Below are 26,627 nucleotides of genomic sequence, written 5' to 3'. Positions count from 1 at the left end.
GCATGCGCGTCGACGTCGTGTCGATCTTTCCGGAGTACTTCGCCCCGCTGGACCTGTCGCTGATCGGACGGGCTCGGGCCAACGACGTACTCCAGCTCGCCGTGCACGACCTGCGGACCTGGACCCACGACGTGCACCGCACCGTCGACGACACCCCCTACGGTGGCGGGCCGGGAATGGTGATGCGCCCCGAGCCGTGGGGTGAGGCACTGGACGCCCTCGCGCCGCTCGACGCCCCGCCGCCACGGCTGCTGGTGCCGTCGCCGGCCGGTGCCCCCTTCACCCAGGCCATGGCGTACGAGTTGGCGGCCGAGTCGCATCTGCTCTTCGCCTGCGGCCGCTACGAGGGGATCGACCAGCGGGTCCTGGCGCACGCCGCCACCCGGATGCCGGTCACCGAGGTCTCGCTCGGTGACTATGTGCTCTTCGGCGGCGAGGTCGCGGTCCTGGTGATGCTGGAAGCGGTCACCCGGCTGCTGCCCGGGGTGCTGGGCAACGCGGGCTCGTTGGACGAGGAGTCGCACGCGCACGGGCTGCTGGAGGCGCCGATCTACACCAAGCCGCCGAGTTGGCGTGGGCACGACGTGCCGGACGTGCTCCGCTCCGGTGACCACGGCAGGATCGCCCGCTGGCGGCGCGAGGAGGGTCTGCTGCGCACGGCCGCCCGCCGGCCGGATCTGCTGGCCGCGCTGCCGGCCGATCGGCTCGACAAACGGGACATCGCGGCCCTGGACCAGGCTGGATTTCAACCTCCACCGGGGGATGTGGCAAAGTAGGGGGGTTGCCGCATCCGTCCGCGCCCGCGGTCGGCTGCGAGGATCCCCGACCGGGGTCGGTCCGCCGATCACCACCCGGGAATCAGAATCACCCACCCGCGCACCGAGTGACGGTGCGCCGTGAGCCTTACGAGGACGCAGCGATGAACATCCTGGACGCCCTTGACGCCCAGTCGAAGCGGACCGACCTTCCCGACTTCCGGGCCGGTGACACCGTCAAGGTGCACGCCCGCGTCGTCGAGGGCAACCGGTCCCGTGTCCAGATCTTCCAGGGCGTCGTGATCCGCCGCCAGGGTGACGGTCTGCGCGAGACCTTCTCGGTCCGCAAGGTCAGCTTCGGTGTCGGCGTCGAGCGGACCTACCCGCTCAACGGCCCGGGCATCGACCGGATCGAGGTCGTGACCCGCGGTGCCGTGCGTCGCGCCAAGCTCTACTACCTGCGCGAGCTCCGCGGCAAGAAGGCCAAGATCAAGGAGAAGCGGGAGAAGCAGCCCAGCTGACTTCCCGCTCGCCACGCCGCCCGAGCTGCGCGTATGCCGTACCGACCAGAGGGCACTACCCTGGTCGGTACGGGCGCAGCGAGGCAGCGGTCCCGCCCAGGTGGCGGGTAGTTGTCCACTACCGCCCGTGGAGCCTCGACGAGGCTCCCGGGCGGTGGTGTTTTCTGCGGACCGGGGAGTGGCGTGGTGCAGACGCTTGACGAGGACGGCACCGTCGATCCGTGGCGCCGACGGGCTCGCCGCACCCGCCGGCAGATGCCGCTCTGGCAGGAGTTGCCGCTGCTGCTGGTGGTCGCGTTCTGCCTCGCGGTGCTGATCCGCACCTTCCTGCTCCAGGCGTTCTTCATTCCGTCCGGCTCGATGGAGGACACCCTCCTCGTCGGTGACCGGGTGCTGGTCAACAAGGTCGTCTACGACGTTCGTGACCCGCTGCGCGGCGAGGTGGTGGTCTTCCGGGGCACCGACCGCTGGGCGCCGCAGGTCGACGAGCAGCCGAAGCCCGGCGTCGGCGGCCGGCTCGCCCGCACCGTCGGCGATCTGGTCGGGGTGAGCCGCCCCGGTGAGAAGGACTTCATCAAGCGGGTGATCGGTCTGCCCGGTGACCGGGTCAAGTGCTGCGACAGTCAGGGCCGGGTGACCGTCAACGGCGTCCCGCTCAACGAGTCGTACGTCCTGCGGGACTCACCCCTGGACCTGCCACCCAACCCCGCGGAGTGTCGCTCCCGGCGCTTCGACGAGATCGTCGTGCCACCCGGTCAGATCTTCGTGATGGGTGACCACCGTGAGGTCTCCCAGGACGCGCGTTGCCAGGGGCCGGTGCCGATCGACAACGTGGTCGGCCGGGCCTTCATGGTGGTCTGGCCGTCGTCGCGGTGGAGCGCGCTGTCGGTGCCGTCCACGTTCGAGGACGTCTCCGGGCCGGCCACGGCGTCCCCCGGTGCGACTCCGGCGCGACCGACTCCGCAGGGCGGTGTGCTGCTGATGCTTCCGTTGGCAGCCGCGCTACGTGGTTCCCGCGCGTTCCGGACGGTGCCGTCCAGCCGGGCAACGTAGGCTCCTTGGCGTGATTGACGAGCAGACCGACAAGCCGCGCAGCTCCTTCTGGAAGGAGCTGCCGATCCTGCTGGGTGTGGCGATCCTGGTCGCGGTGCTGGTCCGCGCCTTCGTGCTGCAGACCTTCTTCATCCCCTCCCCGTCCATGGAAAACACTCTCAAGATCGATGACCGGGTGCTGGTCAACAAGCTGGTCTACGACTTCCGGTCACCGCACCGCGGCGAGGTGATCGTGTTCAAGGCACCGACCGCGTGGAGCGGCAACCCCGACGGTGAGGACTTCATCAAGCGGGTGATCGGCACCCCCGGCGACCACGTGGTCTGCTGCGACCCCGAGGAACGGCTGGTGATCAACGGCAAGTCGCTGGACGAGCCGTACATCTTCTCCATGGACGGGATTCGCGACAAGGCCGCCGACCAGGAGTTCGACATCACCGTGCCGGAGGGCCGGCTGTGGGTGATGGGCGACCACCGCTCCGCCTCCGGCGACTCACTTGAGCACTGGCAGCAGTCCCAGCAGGACATCACCGAGGCCACCATCCCCGAGAAAGATGTGGTCGGGCGGGCGTTCACCGTCTTCTGGCCGGTCAACCGGGCCACCTGGCTGACGGTGCCCGACGGGTTCGACGGCATCCCCAAGCCGTAGGCCGACGGGGCGTGGGCGATCCGCCGTCGGTCTGGCAGGCTGGTGCGGTGACCGTCTACACCCCTCGACGCGCGGCTCGCGTGCTGCTCGTCGACGCGGCCGGCCAGGTGCTGCTGTTCGAGGGCTTCGACCCGGCTCGACCCGGGCACCACTACTGGTTCACGCCGGGCGGTGGGCTGGATCCGGGAGAGGCGCCGGCAGTTGCCGCTGCCCGGGAGTTGGCCGAGGAGACCGGGCTGCGGGTCGACCCGGCCGAGTTGGGCGAGCCGGTCTGGTCCGACACGACCGAGTTCCCGTTCGACGGCGGGTGGTATCGCCAGGTGCAGGATTTCTTCGTCCTCCGGGTGCCGTCCTGGGAGGTGGACACGGGTGGCTTCAGTGACATCGAGCAGCGCAGCATCGCCGGTCACCGCTGGTGGCTGCCGGACGCCCTCGTGGCCAGCGGCGACCGCTTCTACCCCGCCGAATTGCCCGCGTTGCTGAGCCGGTTCCTGCCCCCGACCTCCCGGACGGAGACGTCGTGCTGACCCCACCGCGCACCGTCGTGCGCCGCGAGGCCGGCCTGTACGCCCTCGAACGGGCGCTGCAACGGCGCGGCTTCCGGCACGTCGCCGGTGCCGACGAGGCCGGCCGGGGTGCCTGCGCCGGTCCGCTGGTCGCCGCCGCGGCGGTGCTGCCCGAGGGTCGGCGCGGCGAGATCGAGGGGCTGGCCGACTCGAAGCTGCTCACCCCGGCCAGCCGGGAACGGGTGTACGCGGAGGTGGTGGACCGCGCGCTCGCGTACGCCGTTGTGGTCATCCCGGCCGAGGAGGTCGACGCCCGGGGTCTGCACGTGTGCAACCTGGCCGCGATGCGCCGGGCGCTCGCCTCGCTCACCACCCGCCCGGAGTACGTGCTGACCGACGGGTTCGGCGTGGACGGCCTGGGCGTGCCCGGGTTGGCGGTGTGGAAGGGCGACCGGGTGGCCGCGTGTGTGGCGGCGGCCAGTGTGCTGGCCAAGGTCACCCGGGACCGGCTCATGGTGGAGTTGGACGGGGTGTTCCCGGCGTACGGCTTCGCCGAGCACAAGGGCTACATCACCCCGGAACACTCGGCCGCGTTGCGGGAGCACGGGCCGTGCCGGGAGCACCGGTTCTCGTACGTCAATGTCGCCGCGGTCTCCGGCCGCGACGGCCGGCCGCCGCGCGCCCGACGGCCCGGCGGCCACGGCCCGGACGAGCCGATGGAGCGCTCGTGGGCGTCAGGGGGTACCGTCGGCGTGGCGTTGGGCGAGCAGCCTCGGCCTCCGACGCCGGTGGGGGAAGATGTGGCCATGGAAGGCGGAGTGCGATGAGCGCGGAAGATCTCGAGAAGTACGAGACCGAGATGGAGCTGCAGCTCTACCGGGAGTACCGCGACATTGTCCGCCAATTCTCCTACGTGGTGGAGACGGAGCGCCGGTTCTACCTGGCCAACCAGGTCGACCTGCACGTGCGTAACTCCGACGGCGAGGTCTACTTCGAGGTCGAGATGCACGACGCCTGGGTATGGGACATGTACCGTCCTGCCCGCTTCGTGAAGAACGTCCGGGTGATGACCTTCAAGGACGTCAACGTCGAGGAGCTGGAGAAGCCCGACATCTCACTGCCCGCCGACTCGGGCTTTGGCGGCTGAGCGCACCCGAGCCGCCGGGCCGTGCCACGGGCCCCCCACCCGTGGCCTGACACTCGCCGCCGATCACTCGGTCGGCACCACGACCTCGACCCGCTGCACCATGTTGTTGGCGAAGCCGCCACGGTTCCACTGTTGCTCGACCGGCTGGGTCCGCCCGGACGCGTCGGTCGCCCGCGCGCCGAGCACGTACCGGCCGGGGGTGGCGACCCACTCGTGCCGCCAGCGCCGCCAGGCGAAGTCCCCTGCGTCCGCCGGGTCCAGCTCGGCCGGCGCCCAGCTCCGCCCGCCGTCGGTGGTCACCTCCACGGCGACCACCGGGGCGTGCCCCGACCAGGCCCGACCATCCAGCGTGCACGGGCCCTGTCGCAGCACCCGACGACGGGACATGAAGTCGGGGAAGCCGGGCGGACGGACCAGCGCCCGTGGCTCGATCCGGGTGACCGGCACGCCCGGGTCGTCCGCGTCGCGACGTACGCGGTAGGCCACCGCGTTCTGGTACCCCTCGAACGGCTCGGTCCGCAGCTCGATCGAGTGGACCCACTTCACGTGCGCCATCCCGTACCAGCCCGGCACGATCAGCCGCAGCGGCGCGCCATGCTGCGGCAGCAGGGGAGCGCCGTTCATCTCGTACGCCAGCAGTACCTCCTCGCGCAGCGCGTCGGCGACCGGAAGCGCCCGCTGGTAGTCCTGCTCGATCCCGCGCTCCACACCGTGATCGGCGCCGGTGAAGACCACGTCCACCGCATCCGGGTCGACGCCCGCCTCCCGCAGCAGCGGAGCGAGGGGGGTGCCGGTCCACTCCGCGTTGCCGACCGCCTCGACCAGCCAGGGCTGGCTGACCGGTCGAGGGTGCAGCAGGGCTCGCCCGTTGCCGGCGCACTCCAGTGTCACCTGCCGGGTGACGCGGGGCCGCTCGCGCAGATCGGCGAGGGTGACAGTCAACTGACTGTCGACCGCGCCGCCGATGGTCAGTGTGTGCGTCTCCGGGTCGAGCTCCGGGATGTCGTAGTGGATCAGCAGGTAGTGCAACCCGGCCGGGGTGACGTCGTAGCGCAGCGCCTCCAACGGGATGCCGTGGTTGCGGGCCGCGAGCTGCAGCTCCTCGGCGCTGATCGTCTCGTCCGGCTCCGCGAGCCGGGACGGGCCGCTCACGTCGGCCACAGTGGGCCCGGTGGGGGACGACGTCCGGTCATCGAGAGTGGTCATGCGGCCTCCCCGGCACAGACGGCGGCACCCGCCGTACGCGGCCCAGCCTAGGCCCTGCGTGGCGGCCCGAGAACGGCACCGGAGCTGCGGCCGCGTTCTCGCGGCGGGCCGTGGCCATCGTTCCGCCGTCTCGGGCATAGCAGATCATCGAGGGCGTCGGGTGGTCGTCCACAGCGCCTCCGGTTGTCCACAGCCTCGTCGGCCGGGCTGGCGGACGACCCGGCGTCGGCCGGAGGCTGCCGTCATGCGACAGCCATCAGTCCGCTCGATCCGCCGCACTGTGCTGCTCTGCGCCGCGCTCCCGCTCGCGCTGACCGTCCAGCTCTGCGGGCTGGCGGTGCTGGCAGCGGCGGTGCCCGGCCAACCCCCGACCCCGACCGTGCCGGTCGCGGCCCTGGGGGAGCCGATCGTCGCCCCGACGCCCGCCGGGCGGTTTCGCTGGCCGCTCGACGGGCCACCCCGTCCGGTGCGCCGCTTCGACCCGCCCCCGCGACCGTGGCTGCCCGGCCATCGCGGCGTCGACCTGGCCGCTCCCGCTGGTGCGGTGGTCCGCAGCGCCGGGCCGGGCACCGTGCTCTTCGCCGGTCTGGTGGCCGGTCGACCAGTGGTCACCGTGGGGCACGCCGACGGGCTGCGGACCACTCACGAGCCGGTCCGACCCGGCGTACGCTCCGGCCAGCCGGTCACCGCCGGCGCGCCGCTGGGCGAGCTGCTGCCCGGGCATCCGGGGTGCCCGGCCGAGGCGTGCCTGCACTGGGGCCTGCGCCGCGGCGAGGGCTATCTCGACCCGCTGGCCCTGCTCGGCCTCGGCCCGGTGCGCCTGCTCCCGGTCGGCCCGGCCCGGGTGTCCGCTCCCGGCCGTCCGGTCAGCGCTGGGCGAGCAGTGCCGGCAGCCGTGCTGCCAGCCGTTCGTACTCGTCGGTGGCGTTGTAGACCTGGCCGGTGAGCCGCAGCCACCCCCGGCCGTTCCAGCTCATCACCGCCACCTCGGCGGCGAGCCGCTCACCGATCCGCGCCTGCAACGCCCGCGCCGCGTCGATCGTGGTGCCCGTGCCAGCCGGCAGCGGGATGAGCCGCAGTGCCACCCCCGGCCCGCCGGGGTCGGGCAGATCGGCGGGGGCCACCCCCAGGGCGTCCCCCACCACCCGCTGGCCGTACGCGGCGAGCGCCGCGTTGTGCGCCCGCACCCGGTCGAGCCCGAGGCTGCGCATCGTGAACAGGCCCGCCGGGGCGGCCAGCCAGGACGTGTAGTCGAGCGTGGCCTGCCACTCGAGCCGAGCCGGGAAACCCGACTCCTGCTCCCAGGACACCACCAGCGGCTCGATCCGGTCCCGCCACTGCGGTGCCACAGCCAGCAGGGCGGTCCCACGCGGTGCGAACGCCCACTTGTGCAGGTTGCCCACCCAGAAGTCCGCGCCGATGCCGGCCACCGAAATGGGCAGCATGCCCGGGGCGTGCGCGGCGTCCACCAGGACCGGCACGCCGTGTTCGCGGGCCACCCCGACGACGGCGGCGGTCGGAAATAGCTTCGCGGTGGCCGAGGTGAGCTGGTCGACGACGAGCAACCGGGTCCGCCCTGGGCGCAGGCCGGCGCGGATGCTCTGCACGATCTGCTCGTCGGTGGCGGCCAGGGGGATCGGCAGGACTCGGCTGACCGCGCCGGTGCGGCGGCACTCGCGTTGGATCGCCAGGCTCACCGCCCCGTACTCGTGGTCGGTGCTCAGCACCTCGTCGCCGGCCTTGAGACCAATCGACTGGAGCACCACCGCGACGCCGGTGGTGGTGTTGCCCACCAGGGCGCTGCCGTCCGGGTCGGCGCCCAGGAACCCGGCGAGGTGCCGGCGGGTGTGCGCGATCCGGTCCACCAGCCCCTGGGTGAAGAAGCGCAGCGGGTTCGCCTCCATCTCGTCGCGCAGCCGCTGCTGGGCGCGCTGCACGTTGATCGGCACCGCGCCGAACGAGCCATGGTTGAGGTGGCTGACCGCCGGGTCCAGGGAGAAGAGCAGGCGGGCGCCCGGGATCGGCTCAGGAGGATTCGGGACGCTCACCTGATGATCGTAACCGCCACGCTCGCGCGTCCGCGGCCCTTGATCAGGGCGGGCGTGCGCGCTCTCCGGCCCTTGATCAGGCGCGCGGGTGCGCCTGCCGGTAGGCGGTACGCAGCCGCTCGACCGAGACGTGGGTGTAGATCTGCGTGCTCGCCAGCGACGAGTGGCCGAGCAGTTCCTGCACGGCGCGCAGGTCCGCGCCACCCTCCAGGAGGTGGGTGGCAGCGGAGTGGCGCAGATCGTGCGGGCTGGTCGGGGGGAGCCCGGCGGCCTCGGCGTACGCACCGACAACCTGACGGGCGGTCGTCGGGTTGAGCCGACCACCCCGCGCACCCAGCAGCAGCGCGTCGCCGGAGCGGGCGCCCACCATCACCGGGCGGCCACGGCGCAGCCAGTCGTCCAACGCCCGCTGGGCGGGCACCCCGTACGGCACCGAGCGCTCCCGCCCGCCCTTGCCGAACACCCGGATCACCCGTCGGCCGTGGTCGACGTCCCCGACGTCCAACCCACAGGCCTCGCTGACCCGTACGCCGGTCGCGTAGAGCAGTTCCAACAGCACCCGGTCCCGGAGCGGAACCGCCTCGGCGGCTTCGCTCGGGCCCGACTCCGTTGGCGGGTTCGGGGGAGGTGCCTGCCGGGACGGCGCCTCGACCAGAGCGGCGGCCTGATCGGCGCGCAGCACGCTGGGCAGATCCCGGTGCGCGCGAGGGCTGGCCAGCGCGGCGCCCACGTCGGCGGGGAGCAGGCCGGCCCGGTGTGCCCAGGCGCTGAATACCCGCGCCGACGCGGCCCGCCGAGCCAACGACGTGCGGGCCGCACCCGTGGTGCGCTGCCGCGCCAGCCAACTGCGCAGCACCGACAGGTCCAGCTCGGCGAGGTCGACGCAGCCCATCCGGACGGCGTGGTCGAGCAGAGAGACCAGATCGGTGACGTACGCGCGGACGGTGTGCGCCGAGCGGTTACGGACCCGGGACAGGTGCTCGGCGAAGTCGTCGACAGCGTCGCGCAACGCTGGCGGGAGTGCCTGGTGCATGGCCCGGGTGCCCCGGTCCGGCCGAATCAACGTGGCCGTCCTGGCTCGCTGCCCGGTTCACCGGTTCGGGCACCCTCACTGACGGCTGGCACGGCAACAGCCTACGGCCGATCCGGATACCTGACCGGACACGAGGGTGCTGGTGTCCACCCCCGACTACGGGCGGTTGCTCCTCTTGATCAGGTACACGACTAGGCCGGCAACGAGCACGGCGGTCACGACGAGACAGCAGAGCACGCTGATGTGCCACGGCTTGATTGCACCCATGACCGGGCACGGTACCGGCAGTGTCGGCTGGCCGGGGCCCCGAGCACGGGGTGCGGGCATCCGAACGACCACCCCGGTCGGCGGGCTGTGTCGCACCTGCTCAGGTGCCCGGCAGAACGGATATCTCCGCCGCCGCTCCCTTGGGCTTGGCGGGTGCGTGAGTCCGCGAAGCTCCGGACGAGGCTGGCGGAGGTGGAGGAGGCCGCCCAGGCGGACGCCGGACGGGTCAACGTGCTGGGCCCGCTAGGGGGTTCGGAGGACGTACGGGCCGCCTGGGAAGCCCTGGACACGGACCGCCAGCGCATGGTGATTGAGACGCTGATGACCCGTGACGCTCCTGCCTCCTGGCCGAGGTACGCGGACCTTCCGGCCGGAGTCCGTGGTCATCGACTGGACGACGTGAGCTGGGGCGGCCAGCTAACCTCTCCGCCCATGAGACGCGTCGTGCTGGACTGCAACGCTGTGGACCCGCTGGTTGATCTGCCCGGGGCTTTCGATGTGGTAAAGCGAGCGGTGGAGTCCGGGGAGCTGGAGCTGCTGGGGACGCACATCCTGGAGGAGGAGCTGGCGGCCATTCCCAACGTGGAGCGCCGGGCAAAGCTCCAAAAGGTCCTGGACCTGACCAGAGACACGCGCACGGGCGGCTTCCTCCTCGGGGCATCCGCGCTCGATCGAGCGCGACTCAGCAACGATTTTGCCTCCATCGACGCGCTCAGAGCGGGCAGGACGGACCTGACGCACACCAATGACGCGTTGCTCGCCCACACATGCACGGTGGAGGGGTGCGCGTTGGTTACCAATGAGGAGAAGGGCGGCTCTCTCCGCTCCCGGGCGCTGAGGCAAGGTATCGAGGTGCTCCGGTCGCGCGAACTCCTGGCGGAGCTGGGCTATCGCGCCCGGGCAGGAGTGATCGACTGGCGCTGAGTTACGCCCGGCCAGTCCAGGCGACCGCTAGGACTGGCTGGGCGTAGATGCGCCGTACCGCTTCAGCCGGTCCCGTGCCCAGTCCAGCGACGGGCACCCGCCCACCCTGCACCGGGGACAGCGGGCCTGCTGGTGCTCAGCGATGGTCCATGCGGCCAGCCGGGGGACCCAGACCTCCCTGGGGACCTCCTCCGGCACGCTCACGCGCGGCTGGCCTTCACCACGCCGATGGCCCAATTCAGCATGTCGCACCCGGCGTCCCGGCACTGGGCGCAACGGCCAGTAGCGCGGGCGTCCTGGGCCGGCTCCCGGTGCTGGGTGATGACCCGTTTGGCCGTCCAGAGGACCAGCGCGGGGGTTACGGGTCCGTCGTCCATCGGCACAGCTCCACCTCCTGAAATGGCAGGTCCGGGCACGGAGCCCTGCTCGCGTACCCGGACCGCTACTCGGTGTGTTGCCCGTCCAGGGGACCGCATTGGCCTACCCCCTGTCAAGTACGTAAGTGCGATGGCTACGCATTTAAACTGGTCCTGAGCAGCCCTTATAGGTGGTTTCGCGAGGGCTTTCAGGTTCGTAAGGGGGTGCCGTGGTGATGCTCAGGAGATGGCCTGGCTGCGGAGGTTGTACGGGAGCGCGGAGCTTCAGGAGCGCCTGGGCGTGTCGCGCGTCCGCGTCGTCCAGCTCTCCAGCCGGCCCGACTTCCCGGAGCCCTTCGATCACCTGGCCGGCGGAAGCGTCTGGCTGGTGGAGGACGTGGAGCGCTGGATCACGGAGCATCAGCCGTGGAAGGCCAGGGGAGCGGATGAGCCCCCGCCGCCGGAGAGCTGAGCGGCCATGTGAGAGCAGACACGGACAACGGCCCGCCCCGGAGGCATGGGGGCGGGCCGTTGTCCGTGAGGGGGTCACTGCTTCGCGATCTTCTCCAGGTACTCAGCCGCGTGCCTGACATGGGTACCGACTCCGTGCCCGTCCTGGTCCTCCAGCGCGTCCTCCACGCCGTTGATGGCCTCCCGGAGCTTCCTCAGCTCCCATGCCACGGCCAGATTGGCGAGAGCCTGCCCGTGGCGGAGGTAGTAGTCCGCATCGGGATCCCGGATCTTCTCAGTCATCCGGACTGCCGTGTCCAGGTAGTCCGTAGCAAGTTTGGTGTAGTCCTTCGGCACGTCTGTCCCTCCGTAGTGCGACCGTTACGCGATCCTGTCCGGCCACGGGCGGGCCGGGTGAGAAGTGTCGGGTGGACGACACGGAACGGCCCGCCCTGTAGACCAGAGGGCGGGCCGTAGTCCGTACGGGGCTCAGGCGGCGGCAGCGATCACGTCGATGGAGTGGCCGGCGTTGCTTAGCTCCAGGGCCTCCAGCTCCTAGGCGTGGCGCTTGCCGGCTGTCATACGGCTCATGTTCCGGACCGTATACCCGCAAAGTGCCAACAAATAGTCCAAGGTGCCACTGTTGAAGACACCATAGTGACTCTTATGTGCGTCCGGCGTCGTCGATAACTACGGCACCGGCAAGACCTTCTGTCGGCTACGCCGGTACTTCCTGGAGATCCGCTGTCCGCAACGCCGACGCCATGTACCTCCGGCGCGGCGCGTAACGCACAGGTCCTGAAGAACCCGGTGCTGCCCTCCGTGCAGACCAGCGGCAACTTCGACGCGGGGTGCGAGCGCGGCCAGATGGCACCGCTTTCGGCGCTGCCGCGTTGAGGAGGTAGCGGCACCACCCAAAGTGGCCCTGGGCGTGGTCAACCTTTTCTGTGAGGACTCTCGGCCCCCTACCGAAGCACCTGCCTGAACCCGAAGAAGGAGGTCTCCGACAAGAACAGCCTTCGGCTCTCTCGTTGAAGCGGTGGACCTGTAACACGGTTCCGGTCGCAGAGAAGACGGGTCCGCCAGCTACTGGGACATCTTCGGCAAGCACTTCACGCGGTCGGAGCAGCCACAACGCAAGCCGCTGAGCAGGGCGGATTCCGCGTGGTGGATGCCCAACTGCACTGTTCGAGGCGGTCCAGGCCGAATGACGGTCGGCGCGGACGGTGGAGCCGCCGATTTACCGCCGATACAGTCGCCCGAGAACAGCGGGACTGAGCATGTTGGACGGTCCGCACCCTGTGGAGGTTGTGTCCCCACACGTGTCCACCGATGAGTGGGGGAGTTGTCCTGTCCGCCATATACAGTCCTGCGCAAGCGACCAGCCTGCATGTCTGGGTCAAGGCGGCGGGTCCCCTGGGCTGCAACCCAGGGGCCGCCTTGAACGGTCGCACCCACCACGTCCTGGCAGGGACTTACATGAAGGAGAACGACACCAGGTGACCACGGTAACGAGAGGGTCCCGGCAGCGCCAGACCGGGGAGACCAGCGGCGGCGTGGAACACGTCCTGATCGGCGCGCTTGTGCTGATCGCGGCGCTGTCCATCGGCGCGCTGGTCTACATCGTCCAGCTCAGCGGGCCGGACATGGGCGGCATCGCCCAGGCGGCCATCACCACGATCGGTGGGGTGGCCCTGGCGGCTATCAGCGCCATCGCGGTGGTGCTCCGCAAGCGGCCCGCCAAGCGGCGGAGCTAGCACGGAGACGGGGCCGGGAGGGGTGCTCAACTCCCGGCCTCCTCCACAAGTTCATCTCCGGCCCCGGCTTCACCCACAACTTCAACAAGGCCGCTGGTGCACTGCCGGAGATTCGTTCGCTGACTCTGGTGGCCTTCTCTCTGGGGCAACCAGGGCAACCAGACGAAGATGGTCCCTGGCCTGGGGATTCCGTTGCCCCATGGGGCAACCAGGGGTAACCAGGTCTGACACCGAGGAGCCCCCGCTACGGCGGGGGCTCCTTCGTGCTGGCTCAGCTCAGGCAGCCAGCAGGCTCAGCGCCCGCCGTCTGCTGGTCCAGCACCTCCTGGATGCGGGCCGCCAGGCGGGTCCGCATCCCCTGGCCGTTCTTCAGGGCCTCTTCCGGTGTCTCGCCCAGGGCGTACAGCCTTTCCTCAGGTACCAGGCCCTTCTGCGTGATGGGCCGGGGAAGGTCGTCCGAGTCGTTCATCCAGAGGCCGTAGACCACCTCTGCCTTCACGACCTCCGCCGCCTCCTCCACGATCGTGAGGTCATCCTGAAGCTGGTCCGTGGACCGCTCAGCCAGCCCTGCACGGCTGAGTCTGGCCAGCTTCCGGTCCGTCCCCAAGCTTCCCGGGACTTCCTGACGCTGCGCGAGGCCGTAGACGCTGAGGTTCTGCCCTGGAGGTACGACGACGCGGCGAAGAAGAGGCTTCAGCGGCGCGTCGGGGCGGTCCCGAGGGTGCGAGGGAAGCGAGGCAACGCCGACCTGTATGCCCGCGACGACCTCGTCACTTGGGTCGGTGGTCAATAGCGTGTCGACGGTGCTGGGGACGGTGGCGTCCCACCGTCCCCAGCACTGATCAGCTACACCGCAGACGAGAAGTGCACGACACTGCGTTGACTCATTCTCGCCCCCGGGGCAGTCTCGCCGTATGCTCGCTCAGTAGCGCATTGGTCGTTACAAGACGATACAGAGGGATGCAAAGCGGTACACGAGGCCGACACTCCGAGTTGTCCAGGCCCGAGCGGCGGCTTGACACCGTTGGTTCCCGAGCGCGAGGGGGCACGGGTATCTGGACGACCTCCCCGGCCGGCTGTGTCGCACCCGCTCAGGTGCCCGGCAGAACTGATGTCTCCGCCGCCGCTCCCTTGGGCTTGACGGGTACGGCGAGGGCGTAGCCGTCGTCGCGACGGACCACCATGGACAGTTCCTCCAGCAGAGACAGCTTGCGCAACGCGGTCCGTACGTCGACGCCGGCGCGCGCGGAGAGCCGGTCCACGCCCATCGCGCCACGGCGGGGCAGCGCCTCCAGCAGCGACCGCGCGTCGTCGTCCAACGCGTCGGTGGCCCGCTGCGGTCCACGCGCCAGCGGGGCCAGGTCCGCGCCGATCCGACCCACCTCCTCCAACACGTGCGCCACCCCGGTGACCAGCCGGACCTTGTCGGGGAACTCGCGCAGGAACTCGTGCGCGCCGACGGACATCGCCGAGGTCACCGGCCCCGGCACCACCATGGCCACCCGATTGGCGTGGACGGCTCGTCGCGCGGTCTGCGTCGCGCCACTGCGCGCCGACGCCTCCACCACGACGGTGCCCCGGGTGCCCGCGGCGATCACCCGGTTGCGGATCAGGAACCGGGGCCGCAGCGGCTCGGCACCGGGCGGCCACTCGCTGACCAGCAGCCCCGTCTCGGCGATCCGGTCGAAGAGCGCGGCGTTGCCCATCGGGTACGGACGGTCGAGCCCGCAGGCGAGCACCGCGACGGTCAGACCGCCAGCGGTGAGTGCGCCGCGGTGGGCGGCGGCGTCGATGCCGAACGCGCCACCGGACACGATTGTCCAGTCCCGCTCCGCCAAGCCGTACCCCAGCTCGGTCGCGACGTGCTGCCCGTATCCGGTGGCCGCCCGCGCCCCGACCACGGCCACCGAACGATCCAGAGCCTCGCCGAGCGGCCAGCTCCCGCGCACCCAGAAGCACAGCGGCGGGGCGGTCTCAGCGTCCACCCGGCGGCTGACGTCCGGCAGCCGCAACGCGGCCAGGCTGGCGACCTGGGCCGGCCACTCCTCGTCGTCCGGCGTGACCAGGCGGGCACCCAGTCGGTCGGCCCGCTCCAGGGCCTCCACGGCCACCGCCCTCGCGTCGCCGGCCGCCGAGCGTGCGGCGACAGTGGTGTGCAGCCAGCCGTCCGGACTGCCCCCGTCGAGCAGCAGTTCCAGGGTTTCCACCGGACCGTGCCGTTCGACCAGGTGATGCACAGCGCGCGTGCCCGGCTCGGCCAACCAGGTCAGGGCGACCCGGGCCAGCCGTCGTTCCTCCTCGGCGCTCATGCCGCCTCCCCCGTCCGTAGTTGAAGCGCCTCCCGGACGTCGTCCTGGTCAGGTCGGTCGCGACCGTCGAGATCGGCGATGGTCCAGGCCATTCGGATCACCCGGTCGAAGCCGCGCGCCGACAGCGAGCCGGAGTCGAGCCGGCCCCGCAGTTCCACGGTGACCCGGGCCGGCAGCCGCCACGGCGGTCGGCGCAGGTGCGGCCCTTCCACCTCGGCGTTGAGCCGTCGGCCGAGGTCTGCCCAGCGGCTGGCCGCCGCCTGCCGGGCCGCCGCCACCCGGGCGGCGACCGTCGCCGAGGGCTCGACGCCGCCGTCGGTCGCCATCAGCTCGGCCGCCCGCACCGGCATCAGCCGCACCTGGACGTCGATCCGGTCGAGCAGCGGCCCGGAGAGCCTTCCCAGGTAGCGGCGGCGAGCCAGCGGCGAACACTCGCAGTGCGCGTCGCCAGCCGGTTTCGCGCACGGACACGGGTTGGCAGCCAGCACCAGCTGGGTCCGGGCCGGATAGACGGTGCCGCCCCCGCTGCGGCTCAGCTGGATGCGGCCGTGCTCCAGCGGCTGGCGCAGCGCCTCCAGCGCGCCCTTGCTGAACTCAGGAGCCTCATCCAGGAAGAGCACCCCGCGATGCGCCAGCGACACCGCGCCGGGTCGGGCCAGCCCCGAGCCACCCCCGACCAGCGCCGGAACGGTCGCGGTGTGGTGCGGCGCCTGGAACGGCGGGCGACGCAGCAGCCGACCACCCGGCGGCAGCAGCCCGGCGACCGAGTGCAGCGCGGTGACCTCCAGCGCCGCGTCGTCGTCCAGTTCGGGCAGGATCGACGGCAGCCGTTCGGCGAGCATCGTCTTGCCGGCGCCCGGTGGGCCGAGCAGTGCCACGTGGTGCCCGCCGGCCGCGGCGACCTCCAAGGCGCGCCGACCCAGCTGCTGCCCGGCGACGTCGGCGAGATCCGGCCCACCGGTCAGCGGCTCCGGGATGTCCGCCGGTGGTTCGATCGGCGGGGTCCCGTCCCGAACGAAGGCGACGAGCCGGTGCAGGTTGTCCACCGCTCGCACCCGTACGCCGGGGATGACGGCGGCCTCGGCGGCGTTGCCGACCGGGACGATCACCCGCGCGACGCCGGCCTGGGCTGCGGCGGCGACCATCGGGAGTACGCCGCGCACCGGCCGGACCGTCCCGTCGAGCCCCAGCTCGCCGAGGACCACCACTCCCTCCAGCGGGAGCAGCGGCAACTCACCCGAGCCGCCCAGCAGCGCTGCGGCGATGGCCAGATCGAAGGCCGACCCGAACTTCGGCAGCGTGGCGGGCAGCAGGTTGAGGGTGATCCGCCGGTTGGGCCAGCGCTGGCCGGAGTTGACCACGGCGGCGCGGACCCGGTCGCGGGCCTCGTGCAGGGCGGTGTCCGGCAGGCCGGAGATCACCACCGCCGGCAGGCCGGCGGCCAGGTCGGCCTCCACCTCGACGAGGTGTCCGGTCACCCCGACCAACCCCACGCAGAGCACCTTGGCGTAGCTCACGGCACATCACCGATCCTCCGGGTACGCATGTCAGAACGCGCCCTTGAGGTGGTCGACCTGCGCCGGACCCGCGTCGGGCAGCCGCACCGACAGCACGTCGAAGCGCACCTCCTCGGCGGTCGTGCCGGTCTCGGTCAGCCACCGCGCGGCGAGCCCTCGCAGCCGGCGGGCCTTGGCCGGTACGACCGCCTCGGCCGGGGTGCCGAAGCCCTCACCCCGGCGGGTCTTCACCTCGCAGAAGGCGAGCACAGGCCCGTCCCACGCGATGATGTCGATCTCTCCGGCCGGGCAGCGCCAGTTCCGGGCGATCGGGCGCAGCCCGGCCTCGGTCAGGTGCCGGGCCGCACATTGCTCGCCGTACGCGCCAACCGCCTGGTTCCGCTTCGTCATGGCCGGCACGGTGCCCGCCGGAGGGTGGTCGCCGCGACCCGGCAGCAGCCCGCCTGTGGACAACAGGGGTGCTGTGGACAGTCGGACGATCATGCCCGCGCTGTGCTACGGGGCCACCCGTGTCCGCGCTGCCCCGACGATCGAGGGCCCGTTCGGCGGGGCTGAAATGGCGCGGGCGTGGCCGGTCGCATACGGTGCCTGACGTGGACGGACGACGGAGTTTCCCGGAAGATCAGGAGTCGCGCTGGTACCCCGACGAGCGGGGTCGCGGTTACGGCGAGTCGGACTGGCGTGGCGCGGGCGACCCGCGGTACCGGGACGGTGAGATCCCCGAGCCGCGTGGCGCTGAAGACGACCGCTCCGTCGAGGACACCGGCGTCGGCCGCCGGCGCGAGCCGGACTCGGGACGCTTCGGCGCCGTCGACGAGAGCCGCTTCGGTACGCCGGAGTCGGATTCGGGTCGCCTGAGCGCGGTGGACGTGGGCCGCTTCGGTACGCCCGAGTCGGACTCGGGTCGCTTTGGCGCCCTGGACGCTCAGACCGGTCGGTTCGGCGGGAGCGAGGCTGATTCGGGGCGTTTCGGCGCGGTCGACCCGTTGGGTGTGGCGCGGCCGGAGGCGGACGGTTACCGGGCCACCCGGTCGCGGCGGGCGGACCGGGACCCGTCGGAGACCTCCGGAGAGCTACCCGGACGCCGAGCCGCCCGAGAGACGACCACGGCGGGATCTCCGGTGACCAGCGCGGCGCCGGAGACCACCCGCGACAGCACGTCGACAGCGCCGGCCGGCGTGCTCGCTGACCAGGCTCGTCCCGCTCCGCTCGGTGGGTACCCGATCATCGAGCCGACCCGGGGTGGCGTCGACACGCCGCATCCGCTGGAGATGCCGACCGGCCCGATGCCCGGGATCGGCCCGCGACCCGACCTGCCCGCAGGTGAGCCACCGGTGTATCCGCCGGCCGCCGACGGCGTCTATCGGACCAGGCGACCGGTGCTGGCCGTACTCTTCGCTCTGTTGGTGTTGGTCTTCGAGGTCCCCGCGTCGCGGGTGCTGCTCGCGGGCGTGACCGGCGACCCGGTGGACGCCGGGAACGTGGTGGTGGGTATCGCCCTGGTTGCCGGACTGCCGATCTTCGCGACCGGGCTGTACGGGCTACGAACCGGAGGTCTGGCGCTCGCCGACAACGGTCGGGGCTGGCTGCGCCCACCGACGGCCTACCTGACCGTCGGCCTGGTGCTCTTCGTGGCCGCCGCGCTCGCCGCCGGCTGACCCGGCCCGCGCGACTCTCGCGAGAGAGCGGCGGGGCGGCGGAGCAGCACGCCACGCGCACCCCGGGGCGGCTGAAAGGGTGAGGGGCGTACACTGGCCAACTGGCGACCGCCTCGTGCGGTCGACCTCGCGCGCCCTCTTCACGAATCGTCGTGGAGCGACGGCCTCCCTGGTCCCGATCTTGATCGGGTCCACCATGGGTCGGCGACCAGGCGCCAGGACGCCCGGCCACCGGCCGGGCGTGACAACCAGGGACCTTGAGGAGTACCCCAACCATGGCCGTCGTGACCATGCGTCAGCTGCTGGAGAGCGGTGTCCACTTCGGGCACCAGACCCGGCGCTGGAACCCGAAGATGAAGCGCTTCATCATGACCGAGCGCAACGGCATCTACATCATCGACCTGCGCCAGACCCTCGAGTACATCGAGAAGGCGTACGAGTTCGTGCGTGGGACCGTCGCCGAGGGCGGCAGCATCCTGTTCGTCGGCACCAAGAAGCAGGCCCAGGAGGCGATTGCCGATCAGGCGACCCGGGTCGGCCAGCCGTACGTCAACCACCGCTGGCTCGGTGGCATGCTGACCAACTTCCAGACCGTTTACAAGCGGCTCCAGCGGATGAAGGAGCTGGAGGGCCTGGGTGACCTCAGCGGCACCGCCGCCGGTTACACCAAGAAGGAGACCCTGCAGCTCTCCCGCGAGAAGATCAAGCTGACCCGCACCCTCGGTGGCCTGCGGGACATGCAGAAGCTTCCCGCCGCGGTGTGGATCGTCGACACCAAGAAGGAGCACATCGCCGTCGACGAGGCCCGCAAGCTGGGCATCCCGGTGATCGCGGTGCTGGACACCAACTGTGACCCGGACGAGGTCGACTTCCCGATCCCGGGTAACGACGACGCGATCCGCTCGGCGGAGCTGCTGACCAAGGTCGTCGCCGCCGCCGTCGCGGATGGTCTGATCGCGCGCTCCGGCCGTCGCCGGGGCAACGACGAGAAGCCCGAGGGTGTCGCGAGCGACGAGCCGCTGACCGAGTGGGAGCGCGAGCTGCTGGAGCCGAAGAAGGCCGACGAGGCCGCCCCGGCCGAGCAGCCCGCCGCTGCCGCCACCGAGCAGCCCGCCGCCGCCACCGAGCAGCCCGCCACCCCGGAGCAGCCCGCGCAGGCCGCCACCGAGCAGCCGGCGGCCGCCACCGCGGAGTGATCGCACCGTCGCTGCCCCGCCGTCCGTTTTCGCGGACGGCGGGCGGCGACGGTACGCCGGGCACTATCCGCCCGGATCCGGGTAACCGGCACCTCTGACCATCCACACGCCGTCTCAACATCGAAGAGAGAGCCATGTCCCAAATCACCGCCGCGGACGTCAAGAAGCTCCGCGACCTCACCGGCGCCGGCATGATGGACAGCAAGAAGGCGCTGACCGAGGCCGAGGGCGACTTCGACAAGGCCGTCGAGATCCTGCGCGTCAAGGGCGCCAAGGACGTCGGCAAGCGGGCCGGCCGTACGGCTGCGAACGGCCTGGTCGCCCACTCCGGCAAGGCGCTGCTCGAGCTCAACTGCGAGACCGACTTCGTCGCCAAGACCGAGTCGTTCATCGCGCTGGGCCAGCAGCTGGTCGAGCACGGTGAGCGCGCCGGCGTGAACTCCGCCGAGGAGCTGCTCGCCTCCGAGCTCGACGGCAAGGTCATCGCGGACCTGATCCAGGAGCAGTCCGCCAAGATCGGCGAGAAGCTGGTGCTCAACCGGTTCGCCCGGGTCGAGGGCACCACCGCCGTCTACCTGCACCGCAAGGCCCAGGACCTGCCTCCGGCCGTCGGCGTGCTGGTGTCGTACACCGGCAAGACCGACGAGGCCGGCGACGCCGACGCCCGTGGTGTGGCGATGCAGATCGCCGCGATGCGGCCGAAGTACCTCACCCGGGACGAGGTTCCGGCCGAGGTCGTCGAGTCCGAGCGGCGCATCGCCGAGCAGACCGCCCGCGAGGAGAACAAGCCCGAGGCGGCCCTGCCGAAGATCATCGAGGGTCGGGTCAACTCCTTCTTCAAGGACTTCGTCCTGATCGAGCAGTCGTCCGTCTCCGACAACAAGAAGTCGGTGAAGCAGCTGCTGGCCGAGGCCGGCATCGAGGTCACCCGCTTCGTGCGGTTCGAGGTCGGCCAGGCCTGAGCCGCCACCGGGCGCCACGCGCGCCCGTGGGCAGAAGACGTCAACGAGGAGGCCGCCGGTGTACGTGACAGGCACCGCGGCCTCCTCGTCACATAGGGTCGGCAGCGGCAGGTTCGCGGTACGCGCCGCACGGGGCGTGCGCGTGGGGAAGGGCGGGGCGGATGACGCAGGTTGTGAGTGACCGGACGCTGGAGCTGGACGATCCGACGGCACCGCCGCCGGGGCGCGCCCGCCGGGTGGTGCTGAAGCTCTCCGGTGAGGTCTTCGGTGGCGGCGCGATCGGCGTCGACCCGGACGTCGTCCAGGCCATCGCCCGGCAGATCGCCACAGTGGTCCGCCGCGGCGTGCAGGTCTCCGTGGTGGTCGGCGGAGGCAACTTCTTCCGCGGCGCGGAGCTGCAGAAGCGTGGGATGGACCGGGCCCGCGCCGACTACATGGGCATGCTCGGCACGGTGATGAACTGCCTCGCGCTCCAGGACTTCCTGGAGAAGGAGGGCATCGAGACCCGGGTGCAGAGCGCCATCACGATGGCCCAGGTCGCCGAGCCGTACATCCCGCTGCGGGCCATCCGGCACCTGGAGAAGGGCCGCGTGGTCATCTTCGGCGCCGGCGCCGGGATGCCGTACTTCTCCACGGACACGGTGGCCGCCCAGCGGGCGCTGGAGATCCGGGCCGACGTGGTGCTGATGAGCAAGAACGGCGTGGACGGCGTCTACACCGCCGACCCGCGGATCGACCCCACCGCCAGTAAGCTCGACTCGATCACCTTCTCCGAGGCGCTGCGCCGCAACCTGCGGGTGGCCGACGCGGCGGCGTTCAGCCTCTGCATGGAGAACGGTCTGCCGATGCTGGTCTTTGGCGCGCAGGGTGACGACACCATCATCCGCGCGGTGGGTGGCGACAAGATCGGCACCCTGATCACCGCCTGAACCCCGCCCACCGGCGACGACGACAGCGGTCTGACGACTTTCAGCAGAGCCCACCACGAGCACAGAAGGAGGCGAGGAGACCGGTGATCGACGACACCCTCCTCGAGGCCGAGGAGAAGATGGAGCGTGCGGTTGAGCACGCCAAGGAGGAGTTCGGCGCCATCCGTACCGGTCGCGCCAACGCCGCCATGTTCTCCAAGGTCATCATCGACTACTACGGCACGCCTACGCCGCTGACGCAGATGGCGTCCATCGCGGTTCCCGAGCCGCGGATGGCCATCATCAAGCCGTACGACAACTCGCAGATCAACGCGATGGAGAAGGCGATCCGCGACTCGGACCTCGGGGTGAACCCGAACAACGAGGGCAACCAGCTGCGCATCCTGCTCCCGCAGATGACCGAGGAACGCCGCCGCGACATGATCAAGGTGGCTCGGCACAAGGGCGAGGAGGCCAAGGTGGCGATCCGCAACGTCCGCCGCCGTGGCAAGGAGGAGCTGGACCGGATCGTCAAGGACGGCGAGGCCGGCGAGGACGACGGCCGCCGCGCCGAGAAGGAACTCGACGACCTGACCCAGCGGTACGTGGCCAACATCGACGACCTGGTGAAGCACAAGGAAACCGAGCTGCTCGAGGTGTGACCCATGCTCCGAGGCCCGTTCCCGACGTCGGGAACGGGCCTCGTTCCATACCTGGGTCAGCAGGGGATCCAGACTGTCCTGGTGCTCTCGGCGAACTGCTCGCCGATGTCCAGCGCGCGGCACCAGCGGACCACGCCGGGCGGGTTCGCTCAGTACTCGATCGCGCACCGGACGAGTCGGGTCGACGGCTGCGGATTGCCTGCTGTCTGCCGTACCGGATGGGTGTGCGTCGCTGGCCGGCGGGCCGGCGGCGCCGGGTGGCGTCGGTGGGCGTGCCTCGTCCGCCGTGCCGATCCGGCGTGTGCAGTAGGCTCGGCAGGATTCCCGGCCACCGGGTGGTGAACACCGGGGATCGACCGACCGTCGGGGCGGTCAATCGGAGGAACATCGCACGTGTAGGGGATGCTTGTGGTCTTGCGTCATGTGGTGGTTCTCGTGCCGCTTTGCGGTGCGTGATGTCCCACCCCGACCCCTACGGCAGCGAGCCTCGCGGCTGGGACCGGCCGGAGCGCCCGGTGGCGCCGCCCTGGCCGGAGCAGGAGCTGGAGGCCGGCCAGTGGAGCCGCCGTCCGGCCGCCGGCCCTGAGCTGTACGCCGATCCGCACGCCCGGCCGTACGCCGAACCGTGGCCCGCGGACCCGTACGACGAGCGTGGCCGCCCGGTCCGCCCGGACGACCGTTTCGACGACGGGGACCGGCACGACCGTTTCGACGATCGCGACCGGCACGTCGACGACCGCAACCAGCCCGACCGGTACGACGACCGGGGTCGCGGTGACCGCTACGGCGACCGCGCGCCCGCCGGTGCGGACGGTGCCCCTTCCCGCGGCGGCCTCCCGCCTTTCGACGAGCCCGGCCGGTACAACGGCCCGGGACCGTCCGACGGGCCGTTCCGTCATGACGACGACGCCGATTACCCGACCACGCAGCTGGCGCCCATCGGGGCCGAGATCGGGCCGGATCCGGAGCCGACTGTCGAGCCGGAGCCGACGACCGGCCGACGGTCGAAGGGGCGACGTCGGGCCAGCCTCGACCGACCGGCCACCCAGCAGCTGGGCACCGGGCGGGCGGGGCGCAACCTGCCCGCGGCGATCGGGGTCGGGCTCGGCCTCGGCGCGTTGATCGTGGTGCCGCTGGCCTTCTATCCGTTGGCCTTCCTGCCGGTGATCGCCGCCGCGGTCGCCATCGGCACCTGGGAGATGGCCCGCGCGGTACGGCGCAGCGGCGCGCATCCTCCGCTGGTGCCCCTGATCGCCGGCGGCGTGTTGACGGTGGGTCTGGCCTGGTACGCCGGCCCGGACGCGCTCAGCCTGGGGCTGCTGGTCACCGTGCTGGGCACCATGGTCTGGCGGTTGGGTGACGGGCCGGCCGGCTTCCAGCGGGATCTCACAGCGGCCACCCTGATCGCCGTCTACGTGCCGTTCCTCGCCGGTTTCGCGGCGTTGCTGGCGGCGGCCCCCGGCGATGGGCATCTGCGCATCCTGGCCACGCTGATCGGGGTGGTCCTCTCCGACACCGGTGGGTACGCGGCCGGGGTCTCCTTCGGCAAACACCCGATGGCCCCGTCGATCAGCCCGAAGAAGTCCTGGGAGGGCTTCGCCGGCTCGGTCACCGCGGCGGCCCTGGGTGGAGCGTTGCTGCTGTGGCTGATGTTCGAGGTGGCCCCCTGGTGGGGCGCGCTGTTCGGGGTGGCCGTCTCCTGCGCGGCGGTCCTCGGCGACCTGGCCGAGTCGATGATCAAGCGGGATCTCGGCGTGAAGGACATGAGCAACCTGCTGCCCGGCCACGGCGGTCTGATGGACCGGCTGGACTCGATCCTGTTCGCGGTGCCGACGGCCTACCTGCTGTTGGCGGTCTTCGTGCCGGTGGTGAGCTGAGGTATGAATCACGGCGTCCCGGTCATCCGGCTCCGGTGGTCGCGGCCCGTTCGACACCTCCGGACCGGCAGCCACCGCCGACGGCGTGACACACTGGACCAGCCATGACGAGCCTGCCCTTGATCCCCGCCATCTCGGTCGCCCCCGCCGCGCGCCGGGCCTCCATGCCCCCTCAGCACCTCGCTGACCTGGACCTGGCCGGTCGCCAGGCGTTGGTCACCGGGCTGGGTGAGCCGGCCTTCCGCGCCAAGCAGGTCTCCAACCACTACTTCGGGCGGTTGGTCCGCGACCCGCAGGCGATGACCGATCTGCCCGCGGCGACCCGGGAGCGGCTGGCCGACCAGTTGCTGCCGACGTTGCTCAACCCGGTGCGCGAGCTGGCCTGTGATGACGGCGCGACCCGCAAGGCGCTCTGGCGGCTGCACGACGGTGCGCTGGTGGAGAGCGTGCTGATGGGCTACCCGGACCGGGTGACCGTCTGCATCTCCAGCCAGGCGGGTTGCGGCATGGCCTGTCCGTTCTGCGCGACCGGTCAGGCCGGGCTCACCCGCAACCTGTCGACGGCGGAGATCGTCGACCAGGCGGTCTACATGGCCGGGGTGGCGGCCTCCGGCGTGGTGGCGGGTTCCCCGCCGAGGTTGTCGCGCGTCGTCTTCATGGGCATGGGCGAGCCGTTGGCCAACTACAACCGGGTGATCGCGGCGATCCGTCGGCTGGTCAGCCCGGCTCCGGAGGGGCTCGGCCTGTCCCAGCGGCACATCACCGTTTCCACGGTTGGCCTGGTTCCGGCCATCCACCGACTGGCCAGCGAAGACCTCTCAGTGACCCTTGCGTTGTCGTTGCACGCGCCCGATGATGATCTGCGCGACGAACTCGTGCCGGTAAACCAGCGCTGGAAGGTAGCCGAGGTGCTGGACGCAGCGTGGGACTACGCCGCCCGGACGGGCCGCCGCGTGTCGATCGAGTACGCGATGATCAAGGACATGAACGACCAGCCGTGGCGAGCCGACCTGCTCGGGCGGCTGCTGGCCGGCAAGTTGGCCCACGTGAACCTCATTCCGCTCAATCCGACGCCGGGCAGCCGCTGGGACGCGAGTCCGAAGCCGGTCGAGCGGGAGTTCGTCCGGCGGTTGCGCGACGCCGGGGTGTCCACCACAGTTCGGGACACCCGAGGTCGCGAGATCGACGGCGCGTGTGGCCAGCTTGCCGCTGCCGAAGACAACGACACCAACACCGACCGCGCCGGAGAGGCACCGGCGTGACCGGGCGTGGCGAACGAGACCAGGAGACATAGTGGCGAGTCAGGGTCAGCGTTTCCGGCGCAAGGCGCTCCGCCGGGGATACAAGGTCGACGAGGTGGATGCCTTCCTCGACCGGGTCGAGGCGACGCTCGACGGCCGACAGGTCGGTGCCCCGGTGGCCTCCCAGGAGGTTCATGACGTCGTCTTCCGGGTCCGCTTCAACGGCTACGACGAGTGGCAGGTCGACCTGCACCTGGACCGGGTCGAGCGGCAGCTGGCCGAGCTGGAGGAGCGCAACAGCGCCGGACGCGGCGGCGACCCCCGGATGGGTGACCGGATGGGCCCACCGGACCGGATGGGTCCGCCGATGCGTGATGACCGGGGCATGGTCCCGCAGCCGATGCCGCCCCGGCCGATGCCCGCGCAGCCCGGCCCGCCCTACGGTCGCTACGACGAGCCGACCGGTGCCTTCGCCGGTGGGTACGACGCCCCCCGCGGCGGTGGTTACGACGCGCCACGTGGCCCGGCCGGCCCGCCGATGGGTCCCGGTGGCCCGATGGGTCCCGGCCCGATGGGTGGCCACGGCATGCCGCAGCGCGGCCTGCCCGCCGGTCCCAGCGGGTACGGCCCCCCGGACGACCAGCGCTCACCCGGTGGTTACGGCCCGGATGACCAGCGAGGCGGGTACGGCCAGGACGACCAGCGCGCGCCCGGCGGCTATCCGCCGCCGCCGGAGGAGCCGCGCTTCGACGGCTTCGAGGCCGGGCGGCACGGTCGCGCCGACATGACGGCCGAGATCCGGATGCCGGAGCGGGAGCTGCGCGACATGCGCCGTGGTCCGGCCGGTCCGCCTCAGCTGCCGCAGCAGGGCATGGGTGGCCCGCCGATGGCCGGTCCGCCGCCGATGGCCGGTCCGCCTGCGGTGGCCGGTCCGCCGATGGGTGGCCCGCCGATGGCCGGTCCGCCCGGCAGCGACCTGTACCGGGTCGACCAGATCCGTCGCAGCTTCCAGGTGCGCCGGTTCGGCAGCGGGTACGACCCCGACCAGGTGGACCGGTTCTTCGACACCCTGCTCGGTGGCATGCAGCGCCGCAACCCGATGCCGGTCGACCCGAAGGACCTGGACACGCTCCGGTTCGGCCTGGTGCCGGGTGGCTACTTCGAGGCCGAGGTCGACGCCGCGCTGAAGGACGTGCAGGACATTCTCTTCGGGCGCTGACCCCGACGCGATACGGACGAGGGCCCGTCCCCCAGGTGGGGGCGGGCCCTCGGCGTACGTCGGCCGGTCGTCCGGCGGTGGGTCGGGTCAGGAGCGCAGACCGCTGCGCCGCAACACGATGTCGCCGATCACGATGATCAGCAGCAGCGCGGCCAGGCCGATCAGCCAGATGTCCTCGACCCTGCCCTCGTGGTTGCCGCAGATCATCGCCAGCAGCGCCAGTGCGGACAGCACGGCGCCGATCTGCCCGGCCTTGCGGTGCCCGGGCTTGTGCTGGTCTGGCGACGTTACCGGCTCGCTTCCTGCCACTGTCGGTCCTTCCCTCGCGATCGGATCTTTGGTTAGTCTGGCACGCCTCGTACGCGGTGCGGTGGGGTGGGGGTTTCCTGGCCATCGGCCCTGCCCCACC

General features: G+C 71.3%; 28 protein-coding genes and 1 pseudogene. 19 read left to right on the top strand and 10 right to left on the bottom strand.

What is annotated here, in order from left to right; genetic code table 11:
* Nucleotides 1-2: 2 nt before the first annotated feature.
* From trmD to ABZU43_RS04845, 7 genes are all read left to right on the top strand, one after another.
* A complete protein-coding gene (trmD, locus tag ABZU43_RS04875) occupies nucleotides 3-776 on the top strand; it encodes a tRNA (guanosine(37)-N1)-methyltransferase TrmD (protein WP_355005242.1) in 774 nt (257 codons plus the stop codon).
* A 143-nt stretch (nucleotides 777-919) separates the two neighbouring features.
* On the top strand, nucleotides 920-1,276 hold the full coding sequence (gene rplS, locus ABZU43_RS04870; protein WP_088991045.1) for a 50S ribosomal protein L19: 357 nt from the start codon (nucleotides 920-922) through the stop codon (nucleotides 1,274-1,276).
* A 183-nt stretch (nucleotides 1,277-1,459) separates the two neighbouring features.
* Nucleotides 1,460-2,329 (top strand): signal peptidase I, encoded by an 870-nt coding sequence (lepB, locus tag ABZU43_RS04865; protein WP_355005241.1) that lies wholly within the window; start codon nucleotides 1,460-1,462, stop codon nucleotides 2,327-2,329.
* Nucleotides 2,330-2,339: 10 nt separating this feature from the next.
* Nucleotides 2,340-2,975, top strand: a complete 636-nt coding sequence (gene lepB, locus ABZU43_RS04860; protein WP_355005240.1) for a signal peptidase I — start codon at nucleotides 2,340-2,342, stop codon at nucleotides 2,973-2,975.
* A gap of 47 nt (nucleotides 2,976-3,022) precedes the next feature.
* Nucleotides 3,023-3,502 (top strand): NUDIX domain-containing protein, encoded by a 480-nt coding sequence (locus tag ABZU43_RS04855; protein ID WP_355005239.1) that lies wholly within the window; start codon nucleotides 3,023-3,025, stop codon nucleotides 3,500-3,502.
* The gene (locus tag ABZU43_RS04850; RefSeq protein WP_112699866.1) at nucleotides 3,496-4,308 is read left to right on the top strand and encodes a ribonuclease HII; all 813 of its coding nucleotides are present in this window, start codon (nucleotides 3,496-3,498) and stop codon (nucleotides 4,306-4,308) included. The genes ABZU43_RS04855 and ABZU43_RS04850 overlap by 7 nt, the downstream gene beginning before the upstream one ends.
* Nucleotides 4,305-4,628 carry a DUF2469 domain-containing protein gene (locus ABZU43_RS04845; protein ID WP_007075222.1) on the top strand — a complete coding sequence of 108 codons (324 nt, stop codon included), beginning with the start codon at nucleotides 4,305-4,307 and terminating at the stop codon, nucleotides 4,626-4,628. The genes ABZU43_RS04850 and ABZU43_RS04845 overlap by 4 nt, the downstream gene beginning before the upstream one ends.
* Nucleotides 4,629-4,691: 63 nt before the next feature.
* Here ABZU43_RS04845 and ABZU43_RS04840 read toward each other — a convergent pair whose 3' ends face one another.
* The gene (locus tag ABZU43_RS04840; protein WP_355005238.1) at nucleotides 4,692-5,834 is read right to left on the bottom strand and encodes a sulfite oxidase; all 1,143 of its coding nucleotides are present in this window, start codon (nucleotides 5,832-5,834) and stop codon (nucleotides 4,692-4,694) included.
* 244 nt (nucleotides 5,835-6,078) lie between these two features.
* Between ABZU43_RS04840 and ABZU43_RS04835 the strand changes: the two genes are divergently transcribed.
* On the top strand, nucleotides 6,079-6,780 hold the full coding sequence (locus ABZU43_RS04835; RefSeq protein WP_355005237.1) for a M23 family metallopeptidase: 702 nt from the start codon (nucleotides 6,079-6,081) through the stop codon (nucleotides 6,778-6,780).
* On the opposite strand, the gene ABZU43_RS04830 is transcribed toward ABZU43_RS04835, so the two are convergent.
* Entirely contained in the window at nucleotides 6,701-7,882 is a 1,182-nt protein-coding gene (locus ABZU43_RS04830) for an aminotransferase class V-fold PLP-dependent enzyme (RefSeq protein WP_355005236.1), read from the bottom strand. The genes ABZU43_RS04835 and ABZU43_RS04830 overlap by 80 nt on opposite strands.
* Before the next feature lie 76 nt (nucleotides 7,883-7,958).
* Nucleotides 7,959-8,915, bottom strand: a complete 957-nt coding sequence (locus ABZU43_RS04825; RefSeq protein ID WP_355005235.1) for a tyrosine recombinase XerC — start codon at nucleotides 8,913-8,915, stop codon at nucleotides 7,959-7,961.
* A 420-nt stretch (nucleotides 8,916-9,335) separates the two neighbouring features.
* Between ABZU43_RS04825 and ABZU43_RS04820 the strand changes: the two genes are divergently transcribed.
* Nucleotides 9,336-10,106 (top strand): hypothetical protein, encoded by a 771-nt coding sequence (locus ABZU43_RS04820; RefSeq protein WP_355005234.1) that lies wholly within the window; start codon nucleotides 9,336-9,338, stop codon nucleotides 10,104-10,106.
* Nucleotides 10,107-10,306: 200 nt separating this feature from the next.
* On the opposite strand, the gene ABZU43_RS04815 is transcribed toward ABZU43_RS04820, so the two are convergent.
* Nucleotides 10,307-10,483 carry a hypothetical protein gene (locus tag ABZU43_RS04815; protein WP_355005233.1) on the bottom strand — a complete coding sequence of 59 codons (177 nt, stop codon included), beginning with the start codon at nucleotides 10,481-10,483 and terminating at the stop codon, nucleotides 10,307-10,309.
* Between the two features lie 226 nt (nucleotides 10,484-10,709).
* Here ABZU43_RS04815 and ABZU43_RS04810 point away from each other — a divergent pair, with 226 nt between their 5' ends.
* A complete protein-coding gene (locus ABZU43_RS04810) occupies nucleotides 10,710-10,934 on the top strand; it encodes a DNA-binding protein (RefSeq protein ID WP_355005232.1) in 225 nt (74 codons plus the stop codon).
* 74 nt (nucleotides 10,935-11,008) lie between these two features.
* Here ABZU43_RS04810 and ABZU43_RS04805 read toward each other — a convergent pair whose 3' ends face one another.
* Nucleotides 11,009-11,269, bottom strand: a complete 261-nt coding sequence (locus tag ABZU43_RS04805) for a hypothetical protein (RefSeq protein WP_355005231.1) — start codon at nucleotides 11,267-11,269, stop codon at nucleotides 11,009-11,011.
* 1,142 nt (nucleotides 11,270-12,411) lie between these two features.
* Here ABZU43_RS04805 and ABZU43_RS04800 point away from each other — a divergent pair.
* The gene (locus ABZU43_RS04800; protein WP_355005230.1) at nucleotides 12,412-12,669 is read left to right on the top strand and encodes a hypothetical protein; all 258 of its coding nucleotides are present in this window, start codon (nucleotides 12,412-12,414) and stop codon (nucleotides 12,667-12,669) included.
* Nucleotides 12,670-12,940: 271 nt separating this feature from the next.
* Here the strand turns inward: ABZU43_RS04800 and ABZU43_RS04795 are convergent, their stop codons facing one another.
* The 4 genes from ABZU43_RS04795 to ABZU43_RS04780 all read right to left on the bottom strand — a co-directional run bounded on the left by ABZU43_RS04795 (nucleotide 12,941) and on the right by ABZU43_RS04780 (nucleotide 16,885).
* Nucleotides 12,941-13,459, bottom strand: coding sequence for a hypothetical protein (locus ABZU43_RS04795; protein WP_355005229.1), 519 nt, complete (start codon nucleotides 13,457-13,459; stop codon nucleotides 12,941-12,943).
* Nucleotides 13,460-13,760: 301 nt separating this feature from the next.
* Entirely contained in the window at nucleotides 13,761-14,978 is a 1,218-nt protein-coding gene (gene dprA, locus ABZU43_RS04790; protein ID WP_355005228.1) for a DNA-processing protein DprA, read from the bottom strand.
* On the bottom strand, nucleotides 14,975-16,495 hold the full coding sequence (locus tag ABZU43_RS04785) for a YifB family Mg chelatase-like AAA ATPase (RefSeq protein WP_355005227.1): 1,521 nt from the start codon (nucleotides 16,493-16,495) through the stop codon (nucleotides 14,975-14,977). Before ABZU43_RS04785 ends, dprA begins: the two co-directional genes overlap by 4 nt.
* A gap of 30 nt (nucleotides 16,496-16,525) precedes the next feature.
* Nucleotides 16,526-16,885 carry a YraN family protein gene (locus ABZU43_RS04780; RefSeq protein WP_355005226.1) on the bottom strand — a complete coding sequence of 120 codons (360 nt, stop codon included), beginning with the start codon at nucleotides 16,883-16,885 and terminating at the stop codon, nucleotides 16,526-16,528.
* 166 nt (nucleotides 16,886-17,051) lie between these two features.
* On the opposite strand from ABZU43_RS04780, the pseudogene ABZU43_RS04775 reads away from it, so the two are divergent.
* The 8 genes and pseudogenes from ABZU43_RS04775 to ABZU43_RS04740 all read left to right on the top strand — a co-directional run bounded on the left by ABZU43_RS04775 (nucleotide 17,052) and on the right by ABZU43_RS04740 (nucleotide 26,218).
* Nucleotides 17,052-18,153 (top strand): annotated as a pseudogene (locus tag ABZU43_RS04775) (hypothetical protein).
* A 275-nt stretch (nucleotides 18,154-18,428) separates the two neighbouring features.
* Nucleotides 18,429-19,349, top strand: a complete 921-nt coding sequence (gene rpsB / locus ABZU43_RS04770) for a 30S ribosomal protein S2 (RefSeq protein WP_355005225.1) — start codon at nucleotides 18,429-18,431, stop codon at nucleotides 19,347-19,349.
* 134 nt (nucleotides 19,350-19,483) lie between these two features.
* On the top strand, nucleotides 19,484-20,311 hold the full coding sequence (tsf, locus tag ABZU43_RS04765; RefSeq protein ID WP_091400300.1) for a translation elongation factor Ts: 828 nt from the start codon (nucleotides 19,484-19,486) through the stop codon (nucleotides 20,309-20,311).
* 161 nt (nucleotides 20,312-20,472) lie between these two features.
* On the top strand, nucleotides 20,473-21,240 hold the full coding sequence (pyrH, locus tag ABZU43_RS04760; RefSeq protein ID WP_030487501.1) for a UMP kinase: 768 nt from the start codon (nucleotides 20,473-20,475) through the stop codon (nucleotides 21,238-21,240).
* Between the two features lie 83 nt (nucleotides 21,241-21,323).
* Complete coding sequence (gene frr / locus ABZU43_RS04755) at nucleotides 21,324-21,881, top strand: ribosome recycling factor (RefSeq protein ID WP_204943784.1); 558 nt, start codon at nucleotides 21,324-21,326, stop codon at nucleotides 21,879-21,881.
* A gap of 455 nt (nucleotides 21,882-22,336) precedes the next feature.
* Entirely contained in the window at nucleotides 22,337-23,758 is a 1,422-nt protein-coding gene (locus ABZU43_RS04750) for a phosphatidate cytidylyltransferase (RefSeq protein ID WP_355005224.1), read from the top strand.
* Between the two features lie 104 nt (nucleotides 23,759-23,862).
* Complete coding sequence (gene rlmN / locus ABZU43_RS04745; RefSeq protein WP_355005223.1) at nucleotides 23,863-25,020, top strand: 23S rRNA (adenine(2503)-C(2))-methyltransferase RlmN; 1,158 nt, start codon at nucleotides 23,863-23,865, stop codon at nucleotides 25,018-25,020.
* Nucleotides 25,021-25,051: 31 nt separating this feature from the next.
* Nucleotides 25,052-26,218, top strand: coding sequence for a DivIVA domain-containing protein (locus ABZU43_RS04740; protein WP_355005222.1), 1,167 nt, complete (start codon nucleotides 25,052-25,054; stop codon nucleotides 26,216-26,218).
* Between the two features lie 87 nt (nucleotides 26,219-26,305).
* Here the strand turns inward: ABZU43_RS04740 and ABZU43_RS04735 are convergent, their stop codons facing one another.
* The gene (locus ABZU43_RS04735) at nucleotides 26,306-26,527 is read right to left on the bottom strand and encodes a DUF2631 domain-containing protein (protein WP_036412111.1); all 222 of its coding nucleotides are present in this window, start codon (nucleotides 26,525-26,527) and stop codon (nucleotides 26,306-26,308) included.
* Nucleotides 26,528-26,627: the final 100 nt, after the last annotated feature.

It is taken from the genome of Micromonospora sp. NPDC005205 (assembly GCF_040608275.1).
In the GTDB taxonomy this organism is placed as follows: Bacteria; Actinomycetota; Actinomycetes; order Mycobacteriales; family Micromonosporaceae; genus Micromonospora.
Note: the sequence above shows the minus strand (reverse complement) of the source record. Positions and strands in the feature narration are given on the sequence as shown.

What these genes read in the sequence shown, in the direction of transcription:
- ABZU43_RS04815 (WP_355005233.1), bottom strand. Translation starts at nt 10,483, where the DNA reads ATGGACGACGGACCCGTAACCCCCGCGCTGGTCCTCTGGACGGCCAAA.
- ABZU43_RS04845 (WP_007075222.1), top strand. Translation starts at nt 4,305, where the DNA reads ATGAGCGCGGAAGATCTCGAGAAGTACGAGACCGAGATGGAGCTGCAG.
- rlmN (WP_355005223.1), top strand. Translation starts at nt 23,863, where the DNA reads ATGACGAGCCTGCCCTTGATCCCCGCCATCTCGGTCGCCCCCGCCGCG.
- trmD (WP_355005242.1), top strand. Translation starts at nt 3, where the DNA reads ATGCGCGTCGACGTCGTGTCGATCTTTCCGGAGTACTTCGCCCCGCTG.
- ABZU43_RS04810 (WP_355005232.1), top strand. Translation starts at nt 10,710, where the DNA reads ATGGCCTGGCTGCGGAGGTTGTACGGGAGCGCGGAGCTTCAGGAGCGC.
- ABZU43_RS04835 (WP_355005237.1), top strand. Translation starts at nt 6,079, where the DNA reads ATGCGACAGCCATCAGTCCGCTCGATCCGCCGCACTGTGCTGCTCTGC.
- ABZU43_RS04750 (WP_355005224.1), top strand. Translation starts at nt 22,337, where the DNA reads ATGTCCCACCCCGACCCCTACGGCAGCGAGCCTCGCGGCTGGGACCGG.
- ABZU43_RS04840 (WP_355005238.1), bottom strand. Translation starts at nt 5,834, where the DNA reads ATGACCACTCTCGATGACCGGACGTCGTCCCCCACCGGGCCCACTGTG.
- ABZU43_RS04825 (WP_355005235.1), bottom strand. Translation starts at nt 8,915, where the DNA reads ATGCACCAGGCACTCCCGCCAGCGTTGCGCGACGCTGTCGACGACTTC.
- rpsB (WP_355005225.1), top strand. Translation starts at nt 18,429, where the DNA reads ATGGCCGTCGTGACCATGCGTCAGCTGCTGGAGAGCGGTGTCCACTTC.
- ABZU43_RS04780 (WP_355005226.1), bottom strand. Translation starts at nt 16,885, where the DNA reads ATGACGAAGCGGAACCAGGCGGTTGGCGCGTACGGCGAGCAATGTGCG.
- tsf (WP_091400300.1), top strand. Translation starts at nt 19,484, where the DNA reads ATGTCCCAAATCACCGCCGCGGACGTCAAGAAGCTCCGCGACCTCACC.
- dprA (WP_355005228.1), bottom strand. Translation starts at nt 14,978, where the DNA reads ATGAGCGCCGAGGAGGAACGACGGCTGGCCCGGGTCGCCCTGACCTGG.
- pyrH (WP_030487501.1), top strand. Translation starts at nt 20,473, where the DNA reads ATGACGCAGGTTGTGAGTGACCGGACGCTGGAGCTGGACGATCCGACG.
- rplS (WP_088991045.1), top strand. Translation starts at nt 920, where the DNA reads ATGAACATCCTGGACGCCCTTGACGCCCAGTCGAAGCGGACCGACCTT.